Annotated in this window: 21 protein-coding genes, 1 tRNA gene and 2 pseudogenes; 15 read left to right on the forward strand and 9 right to left on the reverse strand. The window is 72.6% G+C overall.

What is annotated here, in order from left to right; translation table 11 throughout:
* The first annotated feature begins 93 nt into the window (after window positions 1–93).
* Entirely contained in the window at window positions 94–654 is a 561-nt protein-coding gene (locus OG447_RS12855) for a phospholipase (protein ID WP_266936622.1), read from the forward strand.
* Between the two features lie 105 nt (window positions 655–759).
* Here OG447_RS12855 and OG447_RS12860 read toward each other — a convergent pair.
* Window positions 760–954: pseudogene (locus OG447_RS12860) on the reverse strand (aminotransferase class V-fold PLP-dependent enzyme); the annotation flags it as partial.
* Between OG447_RS12860 and OG447_RS12865 the strand changes: the two are divergent.
* Window positions 922–1,260: an adenosylhomocysteinase gene (locus tag OG447_RS12865; RefSeq protein ID WP_266936623.1), complete on the forward strand. Its 339-nt coding sequence runs from the start codon at window positions 922–924 to the stop codon at window positions 1,258–1,260. The pseudogene OG447_RS12860 and the gene OG447_RS12865 overlap by 33 nt on opposite strands.
* 123 nt (window positions 1,261–1,383) lie before the next feature.
* On the opposite strand, the gene OG447_RS12870 is transcribed toward OG447_RS12865, so the two are convergent.
* Window positions 1,384–2,238, reverse strand: coding sequence for a metallophosphoesterase (locus OG447_RS12870; protein WP_266936624.1), 855 nt, complete (start codon window positions 2,236–2,238; stop codon window positions 1,384–1,386).
* Window positions 2,239–2,366: 128 nt separating this feature from the next.
* The gene (locus OG447_RS12875; protein ID WP_266936625.1) at window positions 2,367–2,900 is read right to left on the reverse strand and encodes a DUF5133 domain-containing protein; all 534 of its coding nucleotides are present in this window, start codon (window positions 2,898–2,900) and stop codon (window positions 2,367–2,369) included.
* Window positions 2,901–3,164: 264 nt separating this feature from the next.
* Between OG447_RS12875 and OG447_RS12880 the strand changes: the two genes are divergently transcribed.
* Window positions 3,165–3,587 (forward strand): CBS domain-containing protein, encoded by a 423-nt coding sequence (locus tag OG447_RS12880; RefSeq protein ID WP_266936626.1) that lies wholly within the window; start codon window positions 3,165–3,167, stop codon window positions 3,585–3,587.
* 205 nt (window positions 3,588–3,792) lie between these two features.
* Here the strand turns inward: OG447_RS12880 and OG447_RS12885 are convergent.
* Window positions 3,793–3,865: transfer RNA gene (locus tag OG447_RS12885), tRNA-Arg, on the reverse strand.
* Window positions 3,866–4,197: 332 nt separating this feature from the next.
* Between OG447_RS12885 and OG447_RS12890 the strand changes: the two genes are divergently transcribed.
* From OG447_RS12890 to OG447_RS12915, 6 genes are all read left to right on the forward strand, one after another.
* The gene (locus OG447_RS12890) at window positions 4,198–5,817 is read left to right on the forward strand and encodes a dynamin family protein (protein ID WP_266938854.1); all 1,620 of its coding nucleotides are present in this window, start codon (window positions 4,198–4,200) and stop codon (window positions 5,815–5,817) included.
* Window positions 5,818–5,821: 4 nt separating this feature from the next.
* Window positions 5,822–7,678: a GTPase gene (locus tag OG447_RS12895; protein WP_266936627.1), complete on the forward strand. Its 1,857-nt coding sequence runs from the start codon at window positions 5,822–5,824 to the stop codon at window positions 7,676–7,678.
* Between the two features lie 98 nt (window positions 7,679–7,776).
* A complete protein-coding gene (locus OG447_RS12900; protein ID WP_266936628.1) occupies window positions 7,777–8,184 on the forward strand; it encodes a single-stranded DNA-binding protein in 408 nt (135 codons plus the stop codon).
* Window positions 8,185–8,531: 347 nt separating this feature from the next.
* Complete coding sequence (locus OG447_RS12905; RefSeq protein WP_266936629.1) at window positions 8,532–9,623, forward strand: thioester domain-containing protein; 1,092 nt, start codon at window positions 8,532–8,534, stop codon at window positions 9,621–9,623.
* A 279-nt stretch (window positions 9,624–9,902) separates the two neighbouring features.
* Entirely contained in the window at window positions 9,903–11,384 is a 1,482-nt protein-coding gene (locus OG447_RS12910; RefSeq protein WP_266936630.1) for a bifunctional phosphatase PAP2/diacylglycerol kinase family protein, read from the forward strand.
* Window positions 11,385–11,487: 103 nt separating this feature from the next.
* Window positions 11,488–12,762 carry an ALF repeat-containing protein gene (locus tag OG447_RS12915; protein WP_266936631.1) on the forward strand — a complete coding sequence of 425 codons (1,275 nt, stop codon included), beginning with the start codon at window positions 11,488–11,490 and terminating at the stop codon, window positions 12,760–12,762.
* Between the two features lie 195 nt (window positions 12,763–12,957).
* Here the strand turns inward: OG447_RS12915 and OG447_RS12920 are convergent, their stop codons facing one another.
* Together OG447_RS12920 and OG447_RS12925 are read right to left on the reverse strand one after the other, a co-directional pair.
* Window positions 12,958–13,581, reverse strand: a complete 624-nt coding sequence (locus tag OG447_RS12920; protein WP_266936632.1) for a hypothetical protein — start codon at window positions 13,579–13,581, stop codon at window positions 12,958–12,960.
* Window positions 13,582–13,672: 91 nt separating this feature from the next.
* A pseudogene (locus OG447_RS12925) lies at window positions 13,673–14,092 on the reverse strand (tyrosine-type recombinase/integrase); the annotation flags it as partial.
* Between the two features lie 45 nt (window positions 14,093–14,137).
* Here OG447_RS12925 and OG447_RS12930 point away from each other — a divergent pair.
* From OG447_RS12930 to OG447_RS12950, 5 genes are all read left to right on the forward strand, one after another.
* Window positions 14,138–14,701: a hypothetical protein gene (locus OG447_RS12930; protein WP_266936633.1), complete on the forward strand. Its 564-nt coding sequence runs from the start codon at window positions 14,138–14,140 to the stop codon at window positions 14,699–14,701.
* Entirely contained in the window at window positions 14,685–15,401 is a 717-nt protein-coding gene (locus OG447_RS12935; RefSeq protein ID WP_266936634.1) for an HAD family hydrolase, read from the forward strand. The genes OG447_RS12930 and OG447_RS12935 overlap by 17 nt, the downstream gene beginning before the upstream one ends.
* 231 nt (window positions 15,402–15,632) lie before the next feature.
* Complete coding sequence (gene ettA, locus OG447_RS12940) at window positions 15,633–17,297, forward strand: energy-dependent translational throttle protein EttA (protein WP_266936635.1); 1,665 nt, start codon at window positions 15,633–15,635, stop codon at window positions 17,295–17,297.
* A gap of 10 nt (window positions 17,298–17,307) precedes the next feature.
* Complete coding sequence (locus OG447_RS12945) at window positions 17,308–17,763, forward strand: thioesterase family protein (protein WP_266936636.1); 456 nt, start codon at window positions 17,308–17,310, stop codon at window positions 17,761–17,763.
* Window positions 17,760–18,497, forward strand: a complete 738-nt coding sequence (locus tag OG447_RS12950; protein WP_266936637.1) for a hypothetical protein — start codon at window positions 17,760–17,762, stop codon at window positions 18,495–18,497. The genes OG447_RS12945 and OG447_RS12950 overlap by 4 nt, the downstream gene beginning before the upstream one ends.
* Window positions 18,498–18,591: 94 nt before the next feature.
* Here the strand turns inward: OG447_RS12950 and OG447_RS12955 are convergent, their stop codons facing one another.
* Window positions 18,592–18,996 (reverse strand): globin, encoded by a 405-nt coding sequence (locus OG447_RS12955; RefSeq protein WP_266936638.1) that lies wholly within the window; start codon window positions 18,994–18,996, stop codon window positions 18,592–18,594.
* Between the two features lie 102 nt (window positions 18,997–19,098).
* Between OG447_RS12955 and OG447_RS12960 the strand changes: the two genes are divergently transcribed.
* Window positions 19,099–20,088, forward strand: a complete 990-nt coding sequence (locus OG447_RS12960) for a methyltransferase domain-containing protein (RefSeq protein ID WP_266936639.1) — start codon at window positions 19,099–19,101, stop codon at window positions 20,086–20,088.
* Window position 20,089: 1 nt separating this feature from the next.
* Here the strand turns inward: OG447_RS12960 and OG447_RS12965 are convergent, their stop codons facing one another.
* A complete protein-coding gene (locus OG447_RS12965; RefSeq protein WP_266936640.1) occupies window positions 20,090–21,076 on the reverse strand; it encodes an FHA domain-containing protein in 987 nt (328 codons plus the stop codon).
* 46 nt (window positions 21,077–21,122) lie between these two features.
* Complete coding sequence (locus OG447_RS12970) at window positions 21,123–22,448, reverse strand: VWA domain-containing protein (RefSeq protein ID WP_266936641.1); 1,326 nt, start codon at window positions 22,446–22,448, stop codon at window positions 21,123–21,125.
* Window positions 22,449–22,493 lie beyond the last annotated feature (45 nt).

Genomic DNA, 22,493 nt, shown 5'->3' on the forward strand with positions numbered 1-22,493 from the left:
ACGGATCGGGGTGGATCCCCCGCACGGGCAGTAACCCGGCGGCTCCCAGGGGCGTTGGCCGGGAGCGACCGACCCGACCGCCCGAGGAACGCCATGCGCAGCCGTACCGGATCCGTTCTCGCATCGGCGGCAGCCGGTGCGCTCCTCCTCGTCACGGCGACCACCGCCTCGGCGGCCCCGGCGCCGGTCCCGGCGGACAAACCGCAGGTGCTGAGCCGCTGGACGCAGACCGGCGCCGCCAGCTACCAGGCCTGGGCCGAGGCACGCGGGGACCGGGGCGCCTGGACCGCGTACGGGTTCGACTGGTCGACCGACTACTGCACGGCCTCCCCGGACAACCCCCTCGGCTTCCCCTTCGCCCTGGCCTGCGCCCGCCACGACTTCGGCTACCGCAACCACCAGGCGGCGGGGCGGTTCCCCGCCGCCAAGTCCCGCCTGGACGAGGCCTTCCACGCCGATATGACGCGGGTCTGCGCCCAGTACGCGGGCGCCCGGCGCGGCTCCTGCGAGGGCACCGCCTGGACCTACTACCAGGCCGTCAGGCTGTTCGGCGTCTCCCCGGAGGGCGGGGCCACCCCCGCCGCCACCCCGCCCCCACCGCCCGGCCCTGACGGACGGCCGCCGGCGGGCCCTGGCGGCCCCCTCAGCCGGTGAGCCCCAGCCCGTGACCCTCAGCCGGTGAGCCTCGTACGCAGCGCCGCGGTAGTCCATCGCGGCGGCCAGGCCCACGGCGCCGGCGATGTTCGGGGTGCCCGACTCGAAGAGGTGCGGTGCGGGGAACACCGACAGCGGGCCGTCGTAGGTCACGTTCCGGACCATGCCGCCGCCGAGCAGCAGGGGCTTCATGCGGCTCAGGTGCTCGGCCTTGCCGTAGAGGACGCCGATGCCGAGCGGCCCGTACATCTTGTGGGCGGAGAAGCAGTGGAAGTCGGCGTCCAGCGCGGTCACGTCCACGGCGCGGTGGAGTACATCATGGCCGACGGCCGCCGTCTGCTCCTGGTGGCGGAGGGCCGGCTGGTCAACCTCGGCGCGGCCGAGGGCCACCCCGCCTCGGTGATGGACATGTCCTTCGCCGACCAGGCCCTGACGGCCGAGTGGCTCACCAAGACCTACGAGTCGCTGGAGCCCGGCGTGCACGACGTGCCGACCGAGATCGACAAGCTCGTGGCCCGGGTGAAGGTGGAAACGATGGGCATCCAGATCGACACCTTCACCAGCGACCAGGAGACGTACACGAACTCCTGGGAGTTCGGCTCCTAGTCGCGGGAACGGCCGGCCTCGCGGGGCCACCCGGCCTCGCGGGTCCGCCGGCCTCCAGCAGGTCGCCCGTCAGGTCCCCCCGGGCCTCCACCGACTCGACGCCGCCGGGCAGGATCTCCTCGATCACCAGGTGTCGCCTTCCGCCCGGGGCGGCAGCGGCAGGATCTGGCGCAGGGGTTCGCGCGGCGGCCTCGGGCGCCACTCGCGCGGGTAGCCGAGGGAGACCTCCTCGAAGCGGACGCCGTCGCGCCAGATGACCCGCGGGATGTGCAGGTGTCCGTAGACGACGGAGACGGCCCGGAAGCGCACGTGCCAGTCGGCGGTGAGCTCGGTACCGCACCACTGGGCGAAGTCGGGGTAGCGCAGGACGCGCGTCGGTTCGCGGGTCAGTGGGAAGTGGTTGACCAGGACCGTCCGTTGCCCCGGGTCGAGCGCGGACAGCCGCCGCTCCGTCTCGGCCACCCGGGCGCGGCACCAGGCGTCCGCCCCGGGGTAGGGGTCGGGGTGCAGCAGGTACTCGTCGGTGCAGACGATGCCGGCCGCGTGGGCCAGGCGCAGCGACTCCTCCTTGGTGTCGGCGCCGGGCACGCGGAAGGAGTAGTCGTAGAGCACGAAGAGCGGGGCGACGGCCACCGGGCCGCCCGCTCCCTCCCACACCGGGTACGGGTCCTCCGGGGTGGCGATGCCCAGGCCGCGGCAGAGCTCGACGAGGCGCAGGTAGCGCTTCTCGCCGCGCAGGTCCACCGGGTCGTCGGGGGGCGTCCACAGTTCGTGGTTGCCCGGCGCCCAGATGACCTTCGCGAAGCGCTCGCTGAGCAGCTTCAGCGCCCACTCGACCCTCGCGTACTCCTCGGCGACGTCACCGGCGACGATCAGCCAGTCCTCGTCCGAGCCGGGCCGCAGCGACTCGACGACGGCCCGGTTCTCCTTGTGCCCGATGTGCAGATCGCTGACGGCGAGCAGCCTGCCGTTCCCCACGATGCCCCCTTCCCCGGCGCCGTTCCCGGCGCCGCACCCATGGGTTCCCGATCTTAGGCGCATGCCTCCGGGGGACCGGCGGATGTCCGCCATCCGCCGGTCGGGGCCGGTCCGGCGATCCCGCCGGCCTACGCGACGGGGGGCGCGGCCACGTACTCCTCGGCGGCCAGCACGGCCTCGTGGGCGGTGCGCCGGCCCATCAGGACGCACAGGGTGTAGGCCGCGTCGTCCAGGGCCCGGCGGGCCTCCGGGTCGGCCGGGGCGGCGTGGAGGCGGGCCCGGCTGGTACGGAAGCGACCGAGTGCGTCGGACGCGCGGCTGAGGCTCGGAAGCAGCGCGCACGTCTGCTCGGTGGCAGGTGTGCGTGCGGCTCGGATCGCCAGTCCCAGCGCCCGTTCGATCCGTCGCGGCAGGGGCGCGCCCCGGGAGTGCCCGACCAGTGCGGCGGCCGCCTGCCGCTCCGTCACCCCGGCCGTGCCCGCCGTGGCGGCGAGGATCTGCCGAGCCGCCGGAGCCGTACAGGGGGTGAGCGCCATCAGCCTTCCGAGGGCCCACGCCTTCGCCGGATCCTCGGTGCCGTCCCCTGTCGCGCACTGCCGGGCGTCCTGGGACGGCTCCGCGGCGGCAGGCGGCGCAGGGTCGGGTGCGGCGGTTGGTATCACGGTGGGCATCCCTTCATCCACGGGCCGCCGTGTCCGTACGGCAAGACGGTACGGGAGCATTCCTCACGGTAAGGCGCATCGGTTCAACGGAGCGTAACGGAACTGTTCGGGCTCCCGCTCGCCGTCGCCGGCCCCTTCCGCGACTCCGCCCGCCGGGGCGCCGCACCCCGGACACCCTCCCCGGCGCGCGGCGGAGCGGGCGCTTACGGGCAGTCGTGGCGGGTAGGCGCCCGGCAGGAACCGCTTTCAGCAGCGGGAGGACATATGAGCCGACGGGTCCACGAGGTGATGACCGAGAATCCGGTGACCGTCGAAAAGCTGACCTCACTGGCGGAAGCCGCACGGGTGATGCGGGACGCCAGCATCGGGGACGTCCTCGTCGTCGAGGAGGGCCGGCTTCGCGGCATCCTGACCGACCGGGACCTCGTCATACGCGCCATGGCCGAGAACAGGGATCCCGCCGATACGACGGTGCAGGCGATCTGCAGCACCGAACCGGTCACCGTCAAGCCCGGCGACGACGTGGACCAGGCCATCGACCTGATGCGCCGGCACGCGCTTCGGCGCCTGCCCGTGCAGACCGAGGACGGCGAACTCGTCGGCGTCGTCACCCTGGGCGACCTCACGGTGGAACGTGATCCCGGGTCGGCCTTCGCCGCCATCGCGGCCGCCGAGCCCGACACCTGAGGGTCGCCGCCCGGCTGTCGTCCGGCTGTCGTCCGGCTGTTTTCGGCTGTCTTGCGGGGTCTTCCGGCGCGTCCGGACCAAGCGGCAATTCTGCCGCCGGGCGCCGGAAAAGGGCTTACGCCGCCGCTACGGGGAAATCGCTAATGTGCCGCTCACCTGCATGAAAGCCCTCCGCTGGGGGAGGGCTCGGGCGGTGGAGAAAAAGTGCCCCCGGCAGGACTCGAACCTGCGGCCAAGTGCTTAGAAGGCACCTGCTCTATCCACTGAGCTACGGGGGCCGGAAGGTGGCCGTGGTGACCTGGAGCCCCTTTGTGGGGGTGGGACTGGGGTCCGTACCGGGTCAAGGATAGGGCTCCGGTTGCCTTGTCCCGGTTGCTTCACCCGCGTGCCACGATGTGGAGGTTCGGTGAAGCGGTCCCGATAATCGCAGGCAGGTGCGATTTACGCACCGCTTTTGCGTCGTGGCGCCCTGGGTGTTGTGCACTCGTTATGCCTGCGCCCCACTCGTCCGCGGTGTCCAGAATGTCCCACTGGAGTCGCGGTCGGCGCGCAGAGGACGTATAAGCTTCAAAAATGGTCCTAAATTGGGCATTCTTCGCATGTGGTGACCTTGGATGTACGGCCTCAGCTGCTCGATGCCCTGTCCGCCCTGCGCGACCGGGTCGCGTCCGTGCGTCTGCCGCTGCCTCTGCCCGGCGCCCCGCGCGCCCGCCAGACCAGAGCAGAGCTGCTCGCGCAGCTCGATGACTACCTCGTACCCCGGCTGAAGGCGCCCGAGGCGCCGCTGCTCGCCGTCGTCGGCGGATCGACCGGGGCGGGCAAGTCCACCCTCGTCAACTCCCTCGTCGGCCGGCAGGTCAGCGAGGCCGGGGTGCTCCGCCCGACCACCCGCACCCCGGTACTCGTCTGCCATCCGGATGATCATCACTGGTTCGCCGGAATGCGGGTGCTGCCCGACCTGATGCGGGTGTGGGTGCCGCACGGAGAGGAGGAACCCGTCCCCGCGGCCAGGAGCCGGCACCGCGACCGCGGCCCCGCGAACGGCGGCCACACGACCCGCGAGATGCGGATCGAGACCGTGTCCACCCTGCCCCGCGGCCTCGCCATCCTCGACGCCCCCGACATCGACTCCCTCGTCGTGGAGAACCGCACCCTCGCCGCCGAACTCATCTGCGCCGCCGACGTCTGGGTCATGGTCACCACCGCCTCGCGGTACGCCGACGCCGTCCCCTGGCACCTGCTCCGCACCGCCAAGCAGTACAAGGCCACCCTGATCACCGTCCTCGACCGGGTCCCGCACCAGGTGCTCGCCGAGGTCTCCCGGCAGTACGGGGCGCTGCTCACGCGTGCCGGACTGGGCGAGGTCCCGCGCTTCACGGTGCCCGAACTTCCGGAGTCCGCCGGCGGCGGCGGACTGCTGCCGGCCAGCGCCGTAGCACCGCTCTACGCCTGGCTCGCCCATCACGCCCAGGACCCGGCCGCCCGCCAGTACGCCGTCGGGCGGACCGCCCTCGGCGCGCTCGACTCCCTCGGCCGCCGGATGCCCGAACTCGCCTCCGCCGTCGCGGCCCAGTACGCCGCCGCCGTACGGCTCACCTCGGCCGTGGAGGACGCGTACAAGCGGGAGGGCAGGCGGGTGCGCAACCGGCTCGACCGGGGCGCGGTCCTCGCCGGGGACGCGCTGACCCGCTGGCGCGGCTATCCCCTCGACACGAGCCCCGACGAACTGCTGGACTCCCTCGCCGAGTCGCTCGCCGCCCTGCTCCAGTGCGCGGTCGCCGCCGCCGACGAGCGGATCGCCGCGGCCTGGCGGCTCGAACCGGCCGCCGGGGCGGTGCCCGTGCCCGCGCCCGACAGGGAGGCGGGCGAACGCATCGGCATGGCCGTACGGCGCTGGCGGCGCGTCCTCGAGGAACTCGCCGAGGAAGAGGTCGCCCGGCTCGACAAGCAGCCCCCACCCGACCCGGACGGCGTCGCGGCCCTGCTCGTCGCCGCCCTCCTCGGCGGCAAGCGGGCCCGGCCCGCGGGCGAGAAGCTCGCCGAACGGATCGGCGCCCAGGCCGCCCTGCGCCTGCGCGACCGCGGCGCGGAACTGGTCGGCGACCACCTCGACCAGGTGCTGCGCGCCGAACGGGACCGCCGGCTCGCCCCGCTGGAGGCGCTCGAAGTGACCCCCGAACCACAGGCCGAGCTGATCGCCGCGCTGTCCGTACTGCAGAAGGAGAGGTGACGCGGTGACCGCCCTGACCGACCGCACCGACGACCGCTGGGACGACGGATTCATCGCGCGCTCGCGCCACCGGGCCGTCGGCCAGGGCCCGGAAAACGGCGGCGAGTTGGGTGACGAGGGTGACGACGCGCTCGTACGGGCCCTCTCCGGCACCGTCTCCGGCGCCGGAGACGACGGCGGCAAGGTGCCCGCGCCCCCGCTCAGCCCTGAGGGGCAGGCCCTGCGCACCCGCCTCGACGCCCTGCGCCAGCTGGTGGGACTGTCCCGGACCAGGCTCGACGGCAAGACCCTCGCCGAGGCGGGCCGGGTGCTCGACGAGGCCGCGGCCCGCCGCGGACTGTCGCCGCAGCACACGGTCGTCGCGATCGCCGGAGCCACCGGAAGCGGCAAGTCCACACTGTTCAATTCACTCGCAGGGGTGCAGATCTCCGAGACCGGCCTGCGCCGCCCCACGACCGCCGCACCCATCGCGTGCAGCTGGTCGGACGGGGCGGCCGGACTCCTGGACCGGCTGGAGATCCCGGGACGGCTGCGGCGCAGGCCCCGCGAGACCTCGGAGGCGGGGGCGCTGCGCGGGATGGTCCTCGTGGACCTGCCGGACCTGGACTCGGCGGTCGGCGCGCACCGCGACCACGTGGACCGGGTACTGGCACTGGTCGACGCGGTGGTGTGGGTGGTCGACCCGGAGAAGTACGCGGACGCGGTGCTCCACGAGCGGTACCTGCGCCCCCTGGCCGGGCACGCGGAGATCACCTTCGTCGTGCTGAACCAGGTGGACCGGCTGCCCGGCGAGGCCGCCGACCTCGTACTGGACGACCTGCGCAGGCTCCTCGACGAGGACGGCATCGCGCTCGGCGAGCACGACGAGCCGGGCGCCACCGTGCTCGGACTGTCCGCGCTGACCGGCGAAGGCGTCGGGGAACTGCGCGAACTCCTCGGACAGTTCACCCAGGAGAAGGGCGCCGCCACCCGGCGGATCTCCGCCGACGTCGACCGCGCCGCCCTGCGCCTGCGGCCGCTCTACGTGGCCGAAGGGCACTCCGGCCCCGAGATCGGGGAGACGGCGCGCGCCGAGTTCGAGGACCGGCTCGCGGAGGCCGTCGGCGCGTACGCGGCCGGGCTCGCCGCCGAGAGGGCCTGGCGGCGCAATGCCGGGAAGGCCTGCGGGACCCCGTGGCTGCGGCTGTGGCGGTGGTACGAGGGCCGGCGCGCCCCGCGCACCCTGGCGGGCCTGGCCGCCCTCGCCGCGATCGGCGGCAGGGGCTCCGTGGTCGAGCAGGCGCCGGTCGAGGAGGAGGTGACCGCACGTCAGCGGGTGGAGCAGGCCGTACGGGTGGTCGCCGACGAGGCGGTCGCCGGACTGCCCGAACCCTGGGCGCAGGCCGTACGGGAAACCGCAGTGCGCGGCGCCGAAGGGCTCCCCGAGGCGCTGGACGATCTGGCCGTCACGCTCGGGGCGGCGGTCGCGGTGCCGGCCGTGAGACCGCCGAGGCCCACGTGGTGGCCGGCCGCGGTGCTGGGGCAGGCGGCCATGACGCTGCTTCAGATCTACGGCGGACTGTGGCTGGTCGGGCAGATCGTCGGGGTCCTGGAGCCGAAGCTGATGCCGCCGGTCCTGCTGATGGTGGCCGGGATCATCGGCGGGCCGCTGGTCGAATGGGCTTGCTCGATCGCGGCCCGCGGCCCGGCCAGGCGCTACGGGCAGGACGCGGAACGGCGGCTGCGGCAGGCGGCGGCCGGATGCGGGCGGGCCAGGGTCCTGGAGCCGGTCGCGGCGGAGCTGCTGCGCTACCGGGAGGTGCGCGAGCAGTACGCGGCGGTGGCCGCAGGGGGGAGCAAGTTGTCCACAACCCGCCAGTAGTCCACAGGCCGGAGCGGGATCCGGGGGACGGCGCCAGCATGGTCGTACCTCGTGCGGATGGTCCGTGCGGGTACGAATCACGGGGGAGGGCGGCCGGGATGAACGACACCCAGGTGACGCTGGTGGGTCATGTCGCGACGCAGATCGACTACAAGGAGACGGTGCACGGCCCGTCGGCGAGGTTTCGCTTCGCGGTGACACCGAGGTACTTCGACCGCCGCAAAGAGGTCTGGACCGACGGAGCCACCAGCTTCTACACCGTGTGGGCGCGGCGGGCGCTCGCCGTGAACCTGGCGGGGTCCGTGGCGGTCGGCGAACCGCTCGTGGTGCACGGGCGGTTGCGGGTGCGGGAGGACCCGCCCGAGGGGGAGGGCACCCGGTGGGTCTCGGCGGAGATCGACGCCACGGCCGTCGGGCACGACCTCAGCCGCGGGACGGCGGCCTTCCGGCGGGTCGTCAAGACGGACACGCCGCTGATGGCCACTCAGAAGGCGGCGGTGGGCTGAGTGTTCGAAGCGGTTAGGATCTCCCGGTACTCACGGGCACCTGGGTCTTTGGCCCGAAGGGGAAGACTGTGTCGATTGCCGTTCCCGCATCCTCCGCTCCTCGTTCCGCTCCTCTCTCCTCTCCTCATTCCGGTTCCGCCGCCGGTTCCGCTCTTGCTTCGGCATCCGGTTCCGCCTCCGGGTCCGCATCCCGGCAGGCCTCCGACGCCGCTGCCGGCCCGGCATCCGGATCCGCTCCCCGGGCCGCCGCAGGACGGGCCTCCGCGCGGCGGCCGCTGGCGGTCGCCCTGCTGGCCGCGGCCCTCACCGCCGCGCCCGGCGCGCGGGCGTCCGCCGACGCCGGCCCGGTGGAGTCCCGGGCACCGGAGGGCGCGAGCGCCGTGCTGGACGGGCTGAAGACGTATGGGCAGGCGGTCCTGCACTCCGGGGACGGCTCGGTCCGGCATATCCCGGCCGGGCTCTACGAGATGCGGGTCGACGGCGGCGGAATGCTCCAGACCTACGGCGTCGGCGTGGCCGGCCAGGCCCAGCCCCAGGCCCGGTACACGGAGAGCGGCTGGAGCGGCAGCCCGCTCGCCGGGAACGGGGAGGCCGGCCGGATCCGCTGGATCCTGGAGCACTCCTACCCGCAGCTGAACGACCTGGCCGGGCTCGCCAAGGCGGCCGGGGCCGGGGCGCTCACCGCGGAGAGCGCGGCCGCCGGTACCCAGGTCGCGATCTGGCGGCTGGCGGACGGGGTGCGGGTGGAGGCCACCGACCCGGCGGCGGAGAAGCTGGCCGACTACCTCCAGAGGGCGGCCGGGAGGCTGCCTGAGCCGCCGGCCTCGCTGGGCCTGGACCCCGGGGACGTGTCGGGGCCCGTGGGTACCCGTCTCGGCCCGGTGACCGTGCGGACCGGGGCGCAGAGCGTGTCGGTCGTCCCGGACGCCGGGGCCGTCGCGATGGGCGTACGGGTGGTGGACGCCGAGGGGCGGCCGCTGACCACCGCCACGAACGGCAGCCGGCTGTACTTCGAGGTGCCCGCGGGCACCCCCGACGGGGTCGCCTCCGTCACCGTCCACGGCGCGACGAAGGTGCCGGTCGGGCGGGTCTTCACCAGCGGGGTGCCGGCCCAGGCGCAGATCGTGGCCGGCTCCAGCGAATCCGCGGCCACGGCCACGGCGACCGCGCTCTGGCCCGAGGCGCAGGTGGCCCAGGCGGACACCGCCGAAGCCGCGGGCGCGGGCTCGGCCACGACCTCCGGCACGGGCGTGGTGTCGCTGGGCACACCGTCCGGCTCCGTCTCGCCGGACTCCCCGGAGGAGGAGCGGCTGGCGTCCAGCGGCAGCTCGGCGGCGACCCCGGTCATCGCCTCCCTGGCGGTGGGCCTGGTGGTCCTGGGCGGCCTGGTGGTCCTCCTGCTGCGCAAGCGCCCCCTGGACGAGGAAGACCAGGCGTAGGCGACCCCCGGCGCCGGCCGGGGCGAGGGCCGGGCCGTGGGCGGGTGGCAGGGCCGGGTCCAGGGCCAGGGCCAGAGCGCGGGCGCGGGCCGGGCGGCGGGACCGGGGTCGAGGCGCGGCTGCGGGCTTGGGCGGCGGGGCCGGCGTCGAGGCTCGGGTGTGCGCCGGGGCCAGAGCGCGGGCGCGGGTTGGGCGGCAGGAGCGGGCGGGGGCAGGGGGCGTGTGGGCCGGGTGGGGTGGGGCTGATTTCGGAATCGCGGCCCGGGGTAGGGGCTGGAGATGGCTGATCAGGAACTGACGTGGCAAGGCGCGGTCGCCCGGTGGGACCGGGGGCTGTTCGACCTGGTGGCCAGGCGCCACTGGCCGGGGGCCGACCGGGTGCTGCCGAGGCTCGGGCGGGCCGCGAACCACGGCCTGCTCTGGGGCGGGGCCGCCACCGCGATCGCCCTCTTCGGGTCGCCCCGGGCCCGCAGGGCCGCCGTGCGCGGGGTCGCCTCGCTGGCGCTGGCCTCGGCGACCATCAACACCGTGGGCAAGTGGTCGGTACGCCGCCCCCGGCCGCTGCTGGACGGCGTACCCGCGGTGCGGCAGCTGGCGACCCAGCCGCAGACCACCTCCTTCCCGTCCGGGCACTCGGCCTCGGCGTTCGCCTTCACCGCCGGGCTGGCCCTGGAGTCCCCCGCCTGGGGCGCCGCACTGGCTCCGGTGGCCGTGTCCGTGGCCTTCTCCCGCGTGTACACCGGGGTGCACTACCCCACCGACGTGCTCGCGGGCGCGGCGCTGGGCGTGGCCGCGGGGTTCGTCGTACGCAGGCTGGCGCGCGACGTACAGGAGGCCCGGGTCGTGCCGGGCGACGAGCGGTCCGCCGCCGGGGCGCCCGCCCTGCCCGACGGCGCCGGGCTCACGGTGGTGGTCAACACCTGGTCGGGGACCGCGGCCGAGGCCGGGCTCGACGCCCTGCGCACCCGCCTCCCCAAGGCCGAGGTGGTCCGGTGGGCGGGCGGGGACCTGGCCGCCGAGCTGGCGGAGGCGGCCTCCCGGGCCACCGTGCTCGGGGTCTGCGGCGGCGACGGCACGGTCAACGCGGCCGCCACCGCTGCCCTGCGGGCCGGAGTACCGCTGGCGGTGTTCCCCGGCGGCACCCTCAACCACTTCGCGCTGGACCTCGGCCTCGCCGGAGCCGAGGACACCTGCCGCGCGCTGGAGGCGGGCCATGCCGTCCATGTCGGGGTGGGCCGCTTCAGCCCGGGGCCGGAGGGCGGCGGGTACGGCTACTTCCTGAACAACTTCAGCATCGGCGCCTATCCGGAGCTGCTGCGCCACCGGCTGCGCTGGGGTCCGCGGATCGGCGGCGCCCCCGCCGCGCTGCTGGCGGCCTGGAAGGTGCTGCGGGCGGAGCGGCCCGTGCCGCTGCGGCTGGCCGGGCGGCCCCTGAGCGCATGGCTGCTCTTCGTGGGCAACGGCACGTACCAGGGCACCGGCCCCACCCCGCGCGGCCGGGACAGCCTCGGCGAGGGCCTGCTGGACGTCCGGCTCGTCCTCGGCGGCGGCCGCCCGGGCCCCCGCCTGCTCGCCGCCGCCTTCGCGGGCCCGCTGAGCCGGTCCCCGGTCCACGTGGCCACCCGGCTGCGGAGCCTGCGGATCGCGGACATCCCTGCGGGGACCCCGTTCGCCTACGACGGCGAGTACGCGAAGGCCCCGGCCGCCCTGGTCCTGGACGGCCTCCCCGACGCCCTGACCGTCTACCGCCCCCGGACGTGATCCTTCCATTTGAACTCGTTCGATTTGATCGCCCGAAGCGCCTACAGTGACCCGGTGCAAGATCGTGTGATCTTGTGATTGACCAAAAACAGGGGTGCTGTCTGTGAAGTTGTCCCGGATCGCCGCGGTGGTCACCGCTGCCGCCATTGCTCCGGCCGTTCTGCTCGCCTCGCCGGCCTTCGCCGACGACCACGCCTCGGCTGCCGGCCTTCCCTCGTCTCCCACGGCTCCTGACCAGGGCCCGGCCGAGGCCGGCCAGCAGGCGGACCCGGCTCCCGCCGAGAAGGCCGCAGAGAAGCCCGCCGAGAAGGCCGCGGACAAGCCCGCCGGCAAGGCCGCCGACAGCGGCGATCAGGCCGAGCGGGACCGTATCGAGATCCTGCGCATCATGGCCGCGACGCCGCCCGGCTCCGACATGCGTCAGGAGGGCAGCAAGGCCATCGACGGCGGCCCCGCCGCGATGCGCGCCTTCATCGAGACCGGCCAGCACCAGGTCCGGGCCGAGGACGACCGGGTCGCGCTGGCGCGGATCGCCGAGGCGGAGAAGGGCTGGGGCGTCGGCGAGGCGGCCGACGACCTGCTGAGCCGCGGAGCCTCCCCGGCCGAGATGCGGCGGTTCCTGGAGGTGACCCAGCACAAGCTGCGCGACACCGACAACCGGGTCCGCATCTTCCAGCTCCTCGGCACGGGAACGCCCGGCCGCGGGCTGAAGGAGGCCGCCGGCGCCGCGCTGACCGGCACCCCCGAGGACCGTGTCGCGTTCCTGAAGACCGGCCAGTACAAGGCCCAGGCCTCCGACGACCGCGTCGAGATCGCCCGCATGATGAACGGCGCCGGCCCGATCCTCACCGAGGCGATCGACGCCATGCTGAGCGGATCCCCGACCCACGCCGAGCTGCGCCACTTCGTGAAGGTGACCCAGCACGAGCTGCGGGACGAGGACAACTACCTCAGCATCTCCAAGCTGATCAACGTCGGCGGCGCCGAGGTGAAGGCCGCGGGCAAGGCCGCCCTCAAGGGCTCCGCGCAGGACCGCGTCGACTTCCTCTTGAGGGGCCAGCACGAGGCCCGCGCCAAGGACAAGGCCGCCGAAGACGCAGGCAAGGGCAAGGGCAAGGGCACTGGTACCGGTACCGGTACGGGCGCTGGTACCGGCACCGGCGTCCAGCCCGCAGTAGCCACGGGCACGGGCACCACGGGCACCACCAGCACGGGCACCGGCAACGTGACCACGACGTACGGCGGCGGCAGCTCGCTGGCCTCCACCGGCGCCGGTTCCGACACCGCGCTGGCCGCGGGCGGCGCCGGAGCCGCCCTCGTCGCCGGCGCCGGCCTGGTGCTCGCGGGGCGCAAGCGCCGGGCGGCCTCCCAGGCCTGAGCGGTCCCGCACAGCACGCCGTGAGGGGGTGCCGCCCACGGGCGGCACCCCCTCCGCGCTGCCCCGTCCCGGGGCCCCCGGGACCATACGGGTTTCCCCCGGGGTATGGACGCCTGGCAAGATGGGGTGTTACTGGCCACCGGATCATGAAAAACCGCCCCCCACCTGCGGCGGAGCCGCGCGCGGAGGGACGCCTTACCTCTCCTGGGCCGTCTGTGGGCCGTCGTCGGCGACAGCATGGGCGTCAGGGGCCGCTGAGGAGCGGCCAGCCGGGCGTGAATCCACTCCCAGGTCGGCCCGCATCGCGCCGCGCATGATCACCCACTGCGCGTTGGCCCGCAACAGGCCGGTCTGTATTTCCTCGAATGAGCCGTCGGGTGCAGCGTTGCCTTCCTCCAGGCGCATGACCCGGTCGTACAGGTGCGCAAGGGTCTGTGCCATGGAGTCCAGCTCTGCAAGGACCGCATCGGAGGCGACCATCTGAACCTCGGCGAAGGAGGCGTGCATCGCGTGACGTGCGTCATCCAGAACTGTCCGCTCTTCCGCGGTCACTCCCCCCTTGTGGACGAGCCAGAGATATTTCATGAGTTCGATGCGGTAGCGGCGGTATCCAGAGTTTGCGGTCACGTAGCACTCACGCCGCTTGCCCAGCTCGGCGACCTGTTGCTCGCGGACCCACTGGGCATCAGCCACGCGTTCCTGACGTTCGAAGCTGTCCGATTCGGCACGCGCAAGAAGCCGCTGCGACAGGACGGGGGCGAGGAGAGTGCCCGCCACAGCAATAGTTGTGCCGGCGAGCGCCAGCAAAGTGTTGTCCACGTTTCCCTCCGAGGGGTCGGCCCTGAACTCAGCGCCATCCTGCCGGGTCTATGGACGGTGCGGTCACGCCCAGCAGCGGCGTGTCAGAGGCTCAAGCGACCTGGTTGTTCACTGCCTTGGGGGCAGGTTCCACTGCCCTGGAGAGGACGCTGTCGACCGCCCGCCGGGTTCGGCCCTGACTGCTTGGCATCAAATGCGTGTAGACCCTGAGCGTGAACCCGGGGTCGCTGTGTCCTAGGTAGGTGCTGAGCGCCTTGATGCTCTCCCCAGCGTCCAGGAGCACCGACGCGTAAAAGTGCCTCAGGGCATGCATCCCATGCTCACGTGCCGACGCATACCGCTCGCCCTTCTCGGGCTCGGGGATGATGCCGGCCGCCGCGAGCGCGGGCTTCCACGTCTGGTCGTTGAAGGCGCTCCGCCAGACCGCGTTGCCCGCGGTGCTGGCGAATACCAGCTCCTTGGTCAGCGGGGGCCCGTCCGGGGTCAACCATGGCAGGGCGACCTTGGCCGGGCGGGACTGCGGCCCTACGTCGAGCAGGCCTTTGCCAGCCGGAACGTGACGATCGATTTCGCGGGCTTCTCCAGCGAGACGCTGCATGGCGCGCTGCAAGAGCCGCTCGACAAGATCCGCATCGGGCGCCTCACTCCGACGAGCATCCGCATTCGCATCCTTGTGCCGGATATGGCGGTACCGCAGGCCGCTCCCGTGCGGCGCGAGGACTGCGCGGATGATCCCAGGCTCCGCACACGCATGCACGACATCATGGTCGGCTATACGCGCAGCATCTCGGATGCCATAAGCGAGCTCAGCCACCTTGGGCTCGTGCAGGAGAGCAGTGTCAACGTTCGTGTCCACAGCGGTACGCAGTTCTTCAAGCTCTACGTGGTCAACAACGAGGACGCCTTCTTCGGGTACTACCCGATCCGGCCCAACAAGGTGGTCGCGCAGGGCGAGGCCATCGAGATTTTCGACCTGGTCGGCAAGGACACGATCCTCTTCCACCACTCGATCAACGATGGCGACTCCTCGGGCGGTGCTCAGCAGGTCGAGCAGGCCCGTATGTGGTTTGACAGCATCTGGGAGACGATCGCGAGGGACGCTGATGCAGCCACCCTCTGAGGCCCTGACCGACGTGCTCAGCGCGTCCCGCGCGGTCCTCTTCGACTTCGACGGACCCATCTGCGATGTGTTCCGTGGACTGCCGGCGCCCGGCGTCGCGGAGGAGCTGGCGGATCTTGTCGCCCAGCACGCCCCACACCTCGGGGAGCGGGCTGGCGCGACGGATGACCCCATGGAAGTGCACCGGATCTCCCGGGAGGGTGGCACCACGCTGCTCGGGGTGGTGGAGGACGCTCTGACCGCAGCGGAACTCCGTGCGGTCAAGGTTGCTGGGCCGCCGGTGGAGGGGGCCGTCCAGGCGCTTCACGCGGCACGGGATGCGAAGTGCCACATCGCCGTGGTCAGCAACAACTCTGCCGACTGCGTGATCGAATTCCTGGCGATCAATGGCCTCGCGGGAGTGGTGGACGAGGTCATCGGACGGCCCAGCCTCCGACCGGACCTCATGAAGCCAGCGCCGTATCCGCTCCTCACCGCCGCGAGCGCACTGGGTGTCGAGCCCGCAGAAACGGTCCTCATCGGGGATGCGGTGACCGACGTCGAGGCGGCCAGGGCTGCCGGTGCTCGGAGCATCGGATTCGCCAACAAGCTGCCGAAGCGGTCGACCCTGGCTGACGCCGGGGCCGACGCCATCATCTGGGACATGCAGGCAGTGGCGGATGCCTTGGTCTCGCTGGGGCCGCCGGATCGCCGGGTGTAGGCCTGTCACCTGCAAGAACGGGACCCTGGCTGATTGCCGCTGGGCCGTCCCTGGGCCGTCGGAGGGCGCCCGGGGACGGCCAACGACGACCAATGACGGCCAGGACGGTCAGGTACCCCTGTGGCTGGAGCCCAGTTCAGGGGCCATGACCATACGCGTTTCCCCCGAGGTATGGACGCCTGGCAAGATGGGGTGTATCTGCCCACCCATCGATCTGCCGGACGGTTTCTCTTGGCTGAGTTCATCTACACCATGCGCAAGACGCGCAAGGCGCACGGCGACAAGGTGATTCTTGATGACGTCACCCTGAACTTCCTGCCCGGCGCGAAGATCGGTGTGGTCGGCCCCAACGGCGCCGGTAAGTCCACCGTTCTGAAGATCATGGCGGGCCTGGAGCAGCCGTCCAACGGCGATGCCTTCATCTCGCCCGGCTTCACCGTCGGCATCCTCATGCAGGAGCCCAAGCTCGACGAGTCGAAGACCGTCCTGGAGAACGTCCAGGACGGCGCCGCCGAGATCATGGCCAAGCTCAAGCGCTTCAACGAGGTCGCCGAGGAAATGGCGACCGACTACACCGACGCGCTCATGGACGAGATGGGCAAGCTCCAGGAAGTCCTGGACCACTCCAACGCCTGGGACCTCGACGCCCAGCTCGAGCAGGCCATGGACGCCCTGGGCTGCCCGCCCGGCGACTGGCCCGTCACCAACCTCTCCGGTGGCGAGAAGCGCCGCGTGGCGCTCTGCAAGCTGCTGATCGAGGCCCCGGACCTGCTCCTCCTCGACGAGCCCACCAACCACCTCGACGCCGAGTCGGTGAACTGGCTCGAGCAGCACCTGTCGCAGTACAAGGGCGCCGTCGTGGCCGTCACCCACGACCGTTACTTCCTGAACAACGTCGCCGAGTGGATCCTCGAGCTCGACCGCGGCCGTGCCCACCCGTACGAGGGCAACTACTCCACCTACCTGGAGAAGAAGGCCACCCGTCTCAAGGTCGAGGGCCGCAAGGACGAGAAGCGCCAGAAGCGCCTCAAGGAAGAGCTGGAGTGGGTGCGGTCCAACGCCAAGGGGCGTCAGACCAAGTCCAAGGCACGTCTGGCCCGCTACGAGGAGATGGCGGCCGAGGCGGACAAGATGCGGAAGCTGGACTTCGAGGAGATCCAGATCCCGCCGGGCCCCCGCCTGGGCTCGATCGTCGTCGAGGTCAACAACCTCTCGAAGGCCTTCGGCGACAAGGTCCTCATCGACGACCTGTCCTTCACCCTGCCCCGCAACGGCATCGTGGGCATCATCGGCCCGAACGGCGCCGGCAAGACCACGCTGTTCAAGATGATCCAGGGCCTGGAGACGCCGGACTCCGGCGCCATCAAGGTCGGCGAGACCGTCAAGATCAGCTACGTCGACCAGTCCCGCGCCAACATCGACCCCAAGAAGACCCTCTGGGCGGTCGTGTCGGACGAGCTGGACTACATCAACGTCGGCCAGGTCGAGATGCCGTCCCGCGCGTACGTCAGCGCCTTCGGCTTCAAGGGCCCGGACCAGCAGAAGCCGGCCGGTGTCCTCTCCGGTGGTGAGCGCAACCGCCTCAACCTGGCCTTGACGCTCAAGGAGGGCGGCAACCTGCTGCTCCTCGACGAGCCCACCAACGACCTCGACGTCGAGACGCTCTCCTCCCTGGAGAACGCCCTGCTCGAGTTCCCCGGTGCGGCCGTGGTCATCTCCCACGACCGCTGGTTCCTCGACCGGGTCGCCACGCACATCCTCGCGTACGAGGGTGAGTCCAAGTGGTACTGGTTCGAGGGCAACTTCGAGTCCTACGAGAAGAACAAGATCGAGCGCCTCGGTGCGGACGCCACCCGCCCGCACCGTGCCACCTACAAGAAGCTCACCCGAGGCTGAGGCCGGAAAAATGGCCAGACACCACTACCGGTGCCCCCTGCGCTGGGCGGACATGGATGCCTTCGGGCACGTCAACAACGTCGTCTTCCTCCGCTATCTGGAGGAGGCGCGGATCGACTTCATGTTCCGCCTCGCGCCGGGGGAGGGCAGCGAGTCCTTCACCGGCGGCTCCGTCGTGGCCCGCCACGAGATCGACTACAAGCTGCCCCTCGTGCACCGTCACGAGCCGGTCCTCATCGAGTCCTGGGTGACCCGGATAGGCGCCGCGTCCCTGACCATCCGCTACGAGGTCAAGGACGAGGCGACCGAGGACGCGCCCGAGACGGTCTACGTGCGCGCCGAGACCGTGGTCGTCCCGTACAACCTCGCCGAGGGGCGGCCCCGCCGCATCACGGCCGAGGAGAGGCACTTCCTGGAGGAGTACCTCGACCAGCCCAAGGCCCGCGAAGGGCGCCTCGCGGCATGACCGAAGCGCTGCATTTCGCCGACTCCGGGGAGGCCGCGGACCTCGCGGCCTTCCTGGGCCGGCTGGTGCACTACGACCGCGCCGCCGCCGTCCGCCTTCAGGCGGCACCTCCCACGCCGCAGGGCGTGGGCGGCGGCGCGCTCGCGGTCTTCGGGCGTCCGCCGTCCTTCGAGGTCCTGGCGATCCGTACGGTGCGGCTCGCCGCACCCGTCGGCACACCGCTGGACGTGACCGTCTCCGCGGGCGAACTGCTGGAGTCCGTCGACGAGGCCGCGGCCGGAGCCGTCGTACCCGGGCCGGTCACCGGACCCCCCTGGGCCGGGCTGCTCCCGCCCCGCGGCGGCTGGCGGCAGCTGCCCGGGCTGCCCGGCCCCGATGAGATACGGGTGGCCGTGTCGGCAGCCGTGGCCGAGTTCCGGGCCCGCGACGAGGCCCTGCCCGTGCAGCACCGGACCCGCTCCGAGCGCGACCGCATCGGCCGTGAGATCTGGTCCCGGACGCTGGGCGACACCGAACTCCCGCTGCGCGCCGCGCACGCCGCGCAGTCCCTGGGCTTCCTGCGGCCGATACGGTCCGCCGTCCACGCCGGAGCCCCCGGCAGCGGCGCCCCCGTCCCCGTCGCGCTGCTCGCCGCCGGGACCTGGCTGCGCCTGCGGACCCCGTACGGCTCCGTGGCCACCCGCCGCCCCGGCAGCACCAGTGGCCTGGGCGCCTTCCAGGTCCGCCCGGTCTGATCCCGCCCCGGCCGGGTCTCGCCTGGTCTGGTCCCGCCCGGTCAGGCCCCGCCTGGCCCAGCCCGCCCGGTCCGATCCCGCCGAAGCCGTCGGGTCAGCCCGACGTGTTGATCATCGACGCGGCCGCGTACGTCAGGTACTTCCACAGCTGCGCCTCGTGCTCCGGCGCCAGGCCCAGCTCGTCCACGGCCACCCGCATGTGCTTCAGCCAGGCGTCGTGCGCCGCCGCGTCCACCTGGAACGGGGCGTGCCGCATCCGCAGCCGCGGGTGCCCGCGGTGCTCGCTGTAGGTGGTGGGTCCGCCCCAGTACTGGATCAGGAACAGCGTGAACCGCTCCTCGGCCGGACCGAGATCCTCTTCCGGGTACATCGGGCGCAGCAGCGGGTCTTCCGCGACCCCCTGGTAGAAGCGCCGGACGAGGCGGCGGAAGGTCTCCTCGCCGCCGACCTGCTCGTAGAAGGTCTGCTCCTGAAGCGTGCCCCGCGGAATCTCATTCACCCGACCATCGTCTCAGACACCCGGACGGAGTACCCAGGTCCTAGGACCGGTCCGCGCCCGTGCGCGGTAGCCTGCGGGGGCCGCCCGCAGGACAGTGGAGACATGGGCGCTCACACCCCACGCATCGAGGTACGGGACCTGCGCGAGACCGCGCACGCCGCCCAGGTGCGGGAACTGACGGCCGCCGGGGTACTGGACGACCCCCGCTGGCGGGCCGCCTTCGCGGCCGTGGCCCGGCATGTCTTCGTCCCCTACTTCTGGACCGGCCGCGGCGCCGGCCACGAACGGCTCTGGGCCGAGGACCCCGACCCCGAGCAGCGGGCCCGCTGGCTGCGCGGGGTATACACCGACACCCCGCTCGCGACGCGGCTGCGCGACGGCGAGCTGCTCTCCTCCAGCAGCCAGCCGTCGCTGATGGCGAAGATGCTGACGGCCCTCGACGTGCACGACGGCGACAACGTGCTGGAGATCGGCGCGGGCACCGGCTACAACGCCGCCCTGCTCTGCCACCGGCTCGGCGATGACCTGGTCACCACCGTGGACCTCGACGAGGAGATCACCGAGTCGGCACGGGCCCACCTGGCCCAGCTCGGCTACCACCCGGCCGTGGTCACCGGGGACGGCGCGCGCGGCTGTCCCTCGCGGGCCCCCTTCGACCGGATCATGGTGACCTGCACGCTGCCGCTGATCCCGCGGGCCTGGCTCGGCCAGTGCCGTCCCGGGGCGCGGATCCTGGCGCCGCTGTCGACCGGCCTGATCGCGCTCACGGTCCGGGACCCGGACTTCGCGGAGGGCCGCTTCCTGCACACCTCGGCGTACTTCGTCCCGCTGCGCGGGGCCACGGCCGGGGCGCCGCTCGCCGAGTCCTGGGCGATGCACACGATCCCGTACGAGCTGGTGGAGAACGAGCGCTTCCAGTTCATGCTCGTGCTGACCGCGGGGGTGCTGCACCCCCGCGAGGCCCTGGACCTCTGGCGGCGCGAGGGCCGCCCGGCGCGCGAACGCTTCGGGGTCACGGTCAGTGACGGGGGCCAGTGGTCCTGGCTGGACGATCCCCAGGGGCCCTACGTGTGGCCCCTGGGGGAAGGGTGAGTCAGCCGCGGCGGACGGTGATGGTGGTCCAGGCGCCGACGTGGACGCGGTCGCCGTCGGCGAGGGGGACCGGGACGTAGGGCTGGATCGGGTCCTCGCCGCCGTTGATGGTGGTGCCGTTGGTGGAGTTCTGGTCCACCACCGCCCAGCTGAGGTCCGGCTGCTGGACCAGGACCGCGTGCTGGTGGGAGACGCCCGGGTCCTCCGGGGGCACCGACAGGTCGATGTCCGGGGACTCGCCCGTGGAGGCGCGGCGGCGGCCGATGGTGATCTGGCCGCCGGTGAGCGGAAGATGCTGCTCCGGGGAGTACGCGGGCAGGTTGAGGCTCGCCGCCTCGGGGCCGCTGCGCTGCATCATCGCCATGAAGTACGAGCGGTCCGGGCCGATCGTCGCGGTCCAGGCGCCGCCCTGGGGAGGGAAGGGCTGGTACTGCTGCTGGTACTCGGGCTGCTGGTACTCCTGCGGCGGGGGCTGCTGCTGGTACTGGGGCTGCGGAGCCTGCTGGTACTCCGACTGCTGAGGCTGCTGCGGCTGCGGCGCCTGCTGAGGCTGGTGCGAGGGCGGCGGCAGCAGCCAGTCGTCCTCGCGCTGGAGCGGCTCGGCCGGCCGGTTGACCCGGGACGGCCGGGAGCCCTGGTACTCGAAGTGGTCCTGGGAGTACGCCCCGGGAGCCGACACGGGCGGCGGCGGGGGCGGGGGCGGCGTGGCCCCGGATCCCTGGACGCCCGCCTCCGGGGCGGGGGCGTACGGGGTCGGCGTACGCGTCAGGAAGTTGTACCGGCACTCCTCGCAGAACGGGGCCATGGCCTCGCGCGGGGTCCGGCACTGCGGGCAGAGCTCGGCCTGGGCAGTGGCGTCACCGGGGACCGGGGGATAGCCGTAGCCGTACGAGGGCGCCGCGGTGCCCTCGGACGCGGCCATGCGGTGGCCGCACACCTCGCACCAGTCGTCGGACGCGGACTGGTGCCCGTTCGGGCAGGTCGGCATGGCGGCACTTCCCCCTTCTTCTCCTGCGTCATCGCGTCAGGTCTTCTCAGGTCTTCTTCACTCGGACGGTCTGCGTCGAACGCGTTTCAAGAGTCATCTCGTCGGCATCGGCGACCTTCGCTTTCAGCCGCACAGTACCGTTCACCGCGTCGACGACATCCACCACCTTCGCGAGCAGTTTCGCTGTGTCGGCGTTCCCGGAGGCGCTCGCCAGTTGCACGGCGCGCCCCAGTTTGGCGGTGGCGCCGTCGACATCACCCAGTTTGCGGGCTTCCAGCCCCTGTTGGATAGCCTGCGCGAGCTCCGCCTGTCCGGTGTAGTGGGCGACCTGCGGGTTGATGGCGGTGGAGGCGGCCAGATCGTTCGTCCACACCGCGCGCACCAGGCCCTGGGCGAGGGCCGTCGGCGGCTCGCCCGCCGGCCCGGGCAGGACGAGCGTGGCGCGGGCCGCGAGCATCTCCTGGCCGACGGCCGCGTTCGGGACGCGGACGCAGACGTGGTACTCGCGGGACTCGTCGCCCCACGACCCCGTCGGGTAGTCGCCCGCGCGCGGGCCCGCCTCGACGCGGCGGGAGGTCAGGTCCTGGACCGTGGGCGCGACCTGCTTCACGTACTGGATCTCCACGCCGACCGGGGTCCACAGGCGCAGCGCGACGTCCGCGACCTCCTTGCCCATGACGTTCTCCATCATGCGGGTGAAGTCCTCGGCCAGGTGCGCCGGGTCGGCCACGATGTCGGCGGAGCCGAGCAGCGCCCCGGCGATGCCCGTCACCTCCTTGACCTCCCAGTCGGTGCCCACCCCGCGGGCGTCGCAGGTGAAGCGTCCCGCGCAGGCGTCGAGGGTGGCGCGGAGCACGGCCGGGTCCTCGTGCTCGTTGCGGCCGTCGGTGAGCAGGATGCCGTGCCGGATGGTGGCGGGGGACTGGCGCAGCAGGCCGTCGGCGAGGCGCAGCCAGGTCCCGATGGCGGTGCCGCCGCCGGAGGTGAGACCGCGCAGGGCCTCCTTGGCCTGGGCCCGGGTGGCGGGGTCGGCGACGGCGAGGCGGCCCTGGCCCGGGTACACCTCCTTGGCCACGTGCGTACCGGCGATCACCGCGAAGGAGGTGCCGTCGCGCAGGGTGTCGACGGCCGCGGCCGTGGCCTCGCGGGCGCCGCGCATCTTGTCCGGCGGGTACTCCATGGACCCGGAGCAGTCGACCATGATCACGACGGCCGCCGAGCCCTGGGCAGCCACCGCGCGGGTTGCGGTGGCGCCACCGGTGGAGGTGACCGTGACGATCGCGTGGACGTCCCGCCCGCCCTCGGGGAGGAACTCGTTCTGGTACACCTCCACGCTGAAGCGCGGGGCGCTCGGCTTGGCGAAGTTCGCCATCGGTTGGGCTCCTTGGGGTGTCAGGTCGATCGGGCTGGATCGGGG

Source organism: Streptomyces sp. NBC_01408 (assembly GCF_026340255.1).
Classification (GTDB): domain Bacteria; phylum Actinomycetota; class Actinomycetes; order Streptomycetales; family Streptomycetaceae; genus Streptomyces.